Annotated in this window: 7 protein-coding genes; 2 read left to right on the forward strand and 5 right to left on the reverse strand. The window is 59.2% G+C overall.

The features are described 5' to 3' along the window. Window positions 1–57: 57 nt before the first annotated feature. The gene (locus AAAB16_RS16675; protein WP_340664327.1) at window positions 58–933 is read left to right on the forward strand and encodes a pseudouridine synthase; all 876 of its coding nucleotides are present in this window, start codon (window positions 58–60) and stop codon (window positions 931–933) included. 112 nt (window positions 934–1045) lie between these two features. Here AAAB16_RS16675 and AAAB16_RS16680 read toward each other — a convergent pair whose 3' ends face one another. The 5 genes from AAAB16_RS16680 to AAAB16_RS16700 all read right to left on the reverse strand — a co-directional run bounded on the left by AAAB16_RS16680 (window position 1046) and on the right by AAAB16_RS16700 (window position 5549). Next, a complete protein-coding gene (locus AAAB16_RS16680; RefSeq protein ID WP_340664328.1) occupies window positions 1046–2824 on the reverse strand; it encodes an ABC transporter ATP-binding protein in 1779 nt (592 codons plus the stop codon). Continuing rightward, window positions 2817–3452: a DsbA family protein gene (locus AAAB16_RS16685; protein ID WP_340664329.1), complete on the reverse strand. Its 636-nt coding sequence runs from the start codon at window positions 3450–3452 to the stop codon at window positions 2817–2819. The genes AAAB16_RS16680 and AAAB16_RS16685 overlap by 8 nt, the downstream gene beginning before the upstream one ends. Before the next feature lie 66 nt (window positions 3453–3518). Further along, window positions 3519–4448 (reverse strand): rhodanese-related sulfurtransferase, encoded by a 930-nt coding sequence (locus tag AAAB16_RS16690; protein ID WP_340664330.1) that lies wholly within the window; start codon window positions 4446–4448, stop codon window positions 3519–3521. A 258-nt stretch (window positions 4449–4706) separates the two neighbouring features. Further along, window positions 4707–5000 carry a BolA family protein gene (locus tag AAAB16_RS16695; RefSeq protein ID WP_110616355.1) on the reverse strand — a complete coding sequence of 98 codons (294 nt, stop codon included), beginning with the start codon at window positions 4998–5000 and terminating at the stop codon, window positions 4707–4709. A 12-nt stretch (window positions 5001–5012) separates the two neighbouring features. Continuing rightward, the gene (locus tag AAAB16_RS16700; protein ID WP_340664331.1) at window positions 5013–5549 is read right to left on the reverse strand and encodes a DUF2059 domain-containing protein; all 537 of its coding nucleotides are present in this window, start codon (window positions 5547–5549) and stop codon (window positions 5013–5015) included. Between the two features lie 356 nt (window positions 5550–5905). Between AAAB16_RS16700 and AAAB16_RS16705 the strand changes: the two genes are divergently transcribed. Continuing rightward, window positions 5906–6277: DUF2804 family protein (locus tag AAAB16_RS16705; protein ID WP_340664332.1), on the forward strand; the 372-nt coding region annotated here is incomplete at its 3' end.

The raw sequence follows: 6277 nt of genomic DNA on the forward strand, positions 1-6277 counted from the left end.
GGACCCAGGTACGCCGAATATGGTTAAAATCGCGCCTGCTCCCAAAAGACTATAACCATGCCCCACCCTACCCGCCGCAGCACCCTCTGCCTTCCCGCCGGCCCCTGGCTTACGGTGCTTGATTGCCTGTGCGCGCACTTCTCGGCCATCAGCCGCGACACCTGGCTCGAACGCATGGCGCGCGGCAAAGTGCTGGATGAACACAACGCCACCATCGGCCCGGAGCACCCGTACAAACAGGGCCTGCGCATTCACTATTTCCGTGAAGTGCCTAACGAGGTGCCGGTGCCTTTTGCAGAGCAGGTGCTGTACGCCGATGAGCATCTGATCGTCGCCGACAAGCCGCATTTTCTCTCGGTGACCCCGGCAGGCGAATACGTGGAACAAACCCTGTTGGCGCGTTTGAGCAAACGTTTTGGCAGCCACGACCTGGTGCCGTTGCACCGCATTGATCGCCTGACTGCCGGCCTGGTGCTGTTCTCCGTGCAACCACAAAGCCGCGCGGCGTATCAGCGCTTATTTGCCGAGCGGCAGATACACAAAACCTACGAAGCCATCGCCCCTGCCCTACCCCATGTCGAATTTCCGCACCTGCATAAAACCCGCATGGTGGCCGGCGAGCCGTTCTTTTTAATGAAGGAAGGTGAAGGCGACCCCAACAGCGAAACGCTGATGCAGGTGCGCGAGCGCAATGGTGGGCTCTGGCGTTATGGGCTGTACCCGGTAACCGGCAAGAAGCACCAACTGCGCCTGCACTTGGCGGCGCTGGGCGCGGGCATTTGCAATGACCCGTTTTATCCACAGCTGGATAAAAACGCCGTGGATGATTACAGCAAGCCGCTAAAGCTGCTGGCGCAAAGCCTGCGGTTTGCCGACCCGCTGAGCGGTGTTGAGCGCGAATTCCACAGCCAACTTACGCTCGATTGGCCGTAGGGTTTGCTGTGCGCACCATGGCATAAATCCGTAAATCCCGAGGTGCGCGCAGCACACCCTACGGTCAAGCGCCGACCGCGTTTCAACGTATAGGGTGTGCGGTCGTTCGCTTTTAGTGCTGCAGATGGCCGTAAAGCTTGGCGTACAACCCGCCTTCGGCGATCAATTCTTGATGCCCGCCGTCTTCGGCAATCTTGCCACCGTCGAACACCAGCACCCGATCCGCTTGCTTAACGGCGGAAAGGCGGTGGGCGATGATCAGCGTGGTGCGGCCTTGCAGGAATTGGCCAAGGGCCTGGTGCAGGGCGTATTCGGTGGCGGCATCCAGCGCCGAGGTGGCTTCGTCGAGAATCACCACGCTGGGTTCGGCCAGTACCATGCGGGCAATGGCCAGGCGCTGGCGTTGCCCGCCAGATAAGCGCACGCCCGAGCGGCCGACAATGCTGTCCAGCCCGTTGGGCAAGGCTTGAATGGTGTGGGCCAGTTGGGCGATTTCCAGTGCGCGCCAGCAGGCTTCATCGCTGCGCTCACGGCCCATGGTCAGGTTGGCGCGCACGGTGTCGTTGAATAGCGCCGGGTGTTGCAGCACCACCGCGACGTGCTCGCGCACCGTTTCCAGGCCGATCTCTTCCAGGCTTTTGCCGCCATAACGGATGCTGCCGGCCTGGGCGCTGTACAGGCCCAGCAGCAGTTGCACCAGGGTGCTTTTACCACCGCCGCTGGCGCCAACAATGGCGACTTTTTCCCCGGGCTCGATCGCCAGGTTAAGACCGTCGAGCACCGGTTCGTCGTGGTAGGCAAAGCTTAAGCCGCGCACTTCGACGCCGACGGTGGGTTGACCGCTAAAGGGATTGGCGCCGCCCACGTATTGCGGCTCGTCGGCGCGGGCCAGCAGTTCATTAATCCGGGTTAACGCCCCCCCGGCGGCGTAGTAGGCGTATTGCAGATTCAGCAGTTGCTCGACCGGGCCGATCATAAACCACAGGTAACTGAACACCGCGAGCATCTGGCCGATGGAGAGGTCGGAGAACAGCACGGTGAGCATGGCGGCGGCGCGGAAGATATCGATACCGAACTGAAACAGCAGCCCGCTGGCGCGGCTGGAGGCATCGCTTTTCCATTGCGAGGCCACGGCATAGTCGCGCACTTCCTGGGCACGCAAGCCGAGGCGACCGAGAAAGAAGCCCTGACGGTTACCGGCACGCACTTCCTGAATGGCTTCGAGGGTTTCGGTTAGTGCTTGGGTAAAGCGCGAGGTGCTGTCGTTCTCCAGCTTTTTCAGGTGTTTGACCCGCTTGCCCAACTGCACGGTGGCGTAGATTACCAACGGATTGAACAGCAAGATCAGCAGCGCCAGCTTCCAGTGCATCCACATCAAAATGCCGGCCGTGCCGGTCAGCGTGAGCATGGCCACGAGAAAACGGCTAAGGGTTTCGCCGACAAATTTGTCCAGGGTGTCGAGGTCAGTGACCAGGTGAGTGGTCACCGTGCCGCTGCCCAGGCTCTCGTATTCGCCAAGGGAAATGCGCTTGAGGCGTTCGATCAGGCGCACGCGGATGCGGTACACGATATCTTTCGACAGGCGCGCAAAAAGCCGCGCCTGCAACACGTTGAAGACCAGGGCGCTGCTGCGCAATACCAAGGTCAACACCACCATCAAGCCGATATAGCCCACCGCCGTTTGCCAGCCAGTTGGCAGGAAGTTATTCATTACCTTGAGCGCGGCGTCGCCCTGCTTAAGCAGCACTTCGTCCACCAGCAGCGGCAACAGCAGGGGAATAGGCACGCTGCACACCGTGGCAAACACGGCAACCAGATTGGCGATTACTAACGATTTTTTGTGGCGCAGGGCCAGACGGCGGATTTCTTCCCAGCTCAAGCGATCAAGCATGGGCGTTGTGCTCCAGCCAGCGAGCCAGCAACGGCGCCAGTTGGTCCAGTGCTTGGTAACCGTTGGTGAGCAACGCGTAACGACCATCGCATTCTGCCAACACAGTAGGGAAACCGGCGATGCCGAGGTTTTGCGTCCACTCAAAGTCGGCAACCGTGGCGGCCTGCTCGGCGGCGCTGTCAAACGCAGCGGCAAACTCAATACGCGGTAAACCGGCCTGTTCGGCCAGTTCCACCAACACGCCAGCCTGGGTGACGTCGCGCCCGCCCACATAGAACGCCTGCTGAATCAGCTTGACCAGCGGCCAGGCGCTATCGGCATCCAAACTGCGTGCGGCCACCAGCGCACGGCAGGCCGGCTCAGTGTCGTAGACAAAGCCATCGGGCAACGCGTCGTCAAAGGTGAAGGGCTGGCCGGTGCTGGTGAGCACCGATTGCCAATGCTCAAGAATGTAACGCTTGGTGGTGGGCTCCAACGCCGCGACAGTGCCCGCGCGCAAACCACCGGCCACCAGGTGGCTGCTAACACCGGCGGCTTGCGCCTGTTGCATGAGGGCGTCGAACACCGGAGCAAAACCCCAGCACCAGGAACACATCGGGTCCATCACATAAATCAGGCGCGCTTGCATGCTCACTCCGCTAACCGGGACTGCTACTGGGGCGTTAAAAGGCATTCGGTGGAGCGTAGGCCGCGCTTACTTTTCCCGCGCGTTGTAACCCAAAGGATGGGGCTGGTTACGGGCTTTGGCCAGTTCGATCTGCTTTTGCCGCTCGCGCGCACCGTTGCGGGTTTTCTCGCTAAGGGTGTCCCAGCAATGTGGGCAGCTGACGCCAGGTACATAGTGCGGCGATTGGCGGTCGGCAACCGAAATCGGAATACGGCAGGCGTGGCATTGGTCGTACTCGCCCTCGCTGAGGTCATGGCGCACGGTCACACGGTTGTCGAACACAAAGCAGTCGCCCTGCCACTTGGTCTCTTCCTGCGGTACTTCTTCCAGGTATTTAAGGATCCCGCCTTTAAGGTGGAAAACCTCGTCAAAGCCTTGGCCGAGCATATAGCTGGAGGCCTTTTCACAGCGGATGCCGCCAGTGCAGAACATCGCCACTTTCTTGTGCTTAGCCGGATCGAAGTTGGCTTTGATGTACTCCGGGAAGTCGCGGAAGCTTTTGGTTTTCGGGTCTTGCGCGCCTTCAAAGGTGCCGATGGCCACTTCGTAATCGTTGCGGGTGTCGATCAGCAGCACGTCGGGGTCGGAGATCAGCGCGTTCCAATCCTGCGGTTCAACGTAGGTGCCGACCTTGAGGTTAGGGTCCACGCCCGGCACGCCAAGGGTGACGATCTCTTTTTTCAGTTTGACCTTAGTGCGGTAAAACGGCTGCTCATCACAGAACGATTCTTTGTGGTCGATATCGTTAAAGCGCGGATCAAGTTTGAGCCAGGCGAGCAAGCCATCAATGCCTTCGCGGCTACCGGAAACGGTGCCGTTGATGCCTTCGAGGGCAATCAGCAGCGTGCCTTTGATGCCGTTATCGAGCATGGCTTGCAACAACGGTTCACGCAGCGCTTCGTAGTCGGTCAGGGTGACAAACTTGTACAGCGCCGCCACGACGATGGATTGGGTCATCGGGTAGTTCTCCAGGTGGTCACCCGCGTAAAGGGCGGACCGGACGTATTAAAAATGGCGCCTGCTGGCGCGGCGCGCATTTTATGCGATGTTCAGGCGCCGTTGCCAGGCCAAAGCTGCGTAGGCTGTGCTGTGCGCACCACGGCGTAAATGCATCAAGCGTTTGACCAACACACAGCCCTCCTTGCGGACGGGCGAAAAAAAACCGCCGTTTGAATGATCAAACGGCGGTTTTTTTACCGGGAGACAGCGCAGGTATTAATGACCACCGGCGCAGGTCGGTGAAGCCGGAGCAGCTCCGGTGGCTGCCCATTCTTCCGGGGTGTAGGTATGCAGCGCCAACGCATGCATCTGCCCCATCAGGTCGCCCAGGGTGGCGTAGACCTTTTGATGACGCTTGACCGCATTCAGGCCAACAAACGCTGGCGTTACCACCACGGCCTTGAAGTGGGTTTCGAGGCCACGGCTGTGCATATGACTTTCGTCCTGCACATCAACGAACGCAGGTTCGAGGGCAGCAAGGGTGGTTTGAATGCGTTCACGCATGCTCATGGTCAACTCCGATTACGGCTTTTTAGCAGGGGCTGGTGCAGCGGCGCCTTTGGCGTCAGCTGGGGTCAGCTCTTTGGTCATGTCAGCCAGCAGCTTGTTCACTTCCGGTACTGCAGCTTCCAGTTTGGCTTGAGCCATTTGCGCCGATTGGGCGGTTACACGTGGCATGGTTTCTTGCACTTTCTTGCCCAGTGGCGACTGGTAGAAGGCGATCAGGTCTTTGAGTTCCTGTTCGCTGAAGCTGGTGGTGTAGAGCTTAACCATGTCCGGCTTGAGTTTGTCCCAGGCAACGGCTTTGTCCAGCGAGGCTTTAGCCTTGGCTTGGTAGGTTTGCAGCAGAGCTTTTTTCGATTCTGGCGCTTGGGCCTGGGTGAAGCGCTGGTCGAACAGTTGGTCGACTTGAGCGTAGATAGGAGCGGTGAGTTTGTCGGCGTGAGCCAGTTTGAGGAAGGTTTCGGCGCTAGCGGCGTGGCTGGCGGCGTCTGCGAATACTTGGCCGCTGAGGCAGATCATAAAGGCGGCGGTGCAAAGGGTACGAATCGGGTTCATGGTGTTTCCTTGCTTGGTAGTGAGTAAAAGAAAATTGCAGTTAGTGGCTAATCCCGGAGGCTGGGCATTCTGCGCGTTGCTTCGACCCGGCTCAAGCCAAGGGGTTGCACGATTGCGGGCTATAAGAATTTGCTTACAGCTCTTGAAGCCGTTCCGTTGGTCCGCAAGCCAATTGCCAGCACTTGCAGCACAAGGCGATGAAAGGGCATCCTTCGCGCCAACATTTTGGCAACCTTTCAGGCAGGCGCGTCACCAGCGCTGTAAAACCAGCGCGGCGCTTTTAATAGAACGACAGCTCCTGCCTAATCCCGATCTGCAGCCAAACCTCCTTTATCAGCAACACACGGACGTGTTCGATGAGCAACCTCAACAGCGCCTTTGCCACCGACCCCTGGCTACCGTTATGCGATGCCAAGGGGCAACTGCTGCCCATGGCAGTTGGCTGGTCTACGCGCCCCCATATCCAATGCTCAATGCCCGGCAATTTAGGCCGACGCAAGCGTTGGAACCATTGGTGCGTCACCACCCCGGACTGGATGTTATCGCTGACCGTTGCCGATCTTGATTATCTGGGCTACGGCGCCGCCTATTTTCTCGATCTGCGAACCGGCCATGCCGTCGCCCACACCCAACTGCGCCCATTCGCACGCGGATGTACGTTGCCGGACACCCCGCTACAAGGCCATATCTTTCAAAACCAGCGCCTGCAAATCCGGGTAGATGATCAC

The sequence above is a fragment of the Pseudomonas sp. genome, assembly GCF_037994325.1.
GTDB lineage: Bacteria > Pseudomonadota > Gammaproteobacteria > Pseudomonadales > Pseudomonadaceae > Aquipseudomonas.

Excerpts from the sequence above, each read along its gene's own strand:
- AAAB16_RS16675 (WP_340664327.1), top strand. The coding sequence starts at position 58 with ATGCCCCACCCTACCCGCCGCAGCACCCTCTGCCTTCCCGCCGGCCCC.
- AAAB16_RS16680 (WP_340664328.1), bottom strand. The coding sequence starts at position 2,824 with ATGCTTGATCGCTTGAGCTGGGAAGAAATCCGCCGTCTGGCCCTGCGC.
- AAAB16_RS16685 (WP_340664329.1), bottom strand. The coding sequence starts at position 3,452 with ATGCAAGCGCGCCTGATTTATGTGATGGACCCGATGTGTTCCTGGTGC.
- AAAB16_RS16690 (WP_340664330.1), bottom strand. The coding sequence starts at position 4,448 with ATGACCCAATCCATCGTCGTGGCGGCGCTGTACAAGTTTGTCACCCTG.
- AAAB16_RS16695 (WP_110616355.1), bottom strand. The coding sequence starts at position 5,000 with ATGAGCATGCGTGAACGCATTCAAACCACCCTTGCTGCCCTCGAACCT.
- AAAB16_RS16700 (WP_340664331.1), bottom strand. The coding sequence starts at position 5,549 with ATGAACCCGATTCGTACCCTTTGCACCGCCGCCTTTATGATCTGCCTC.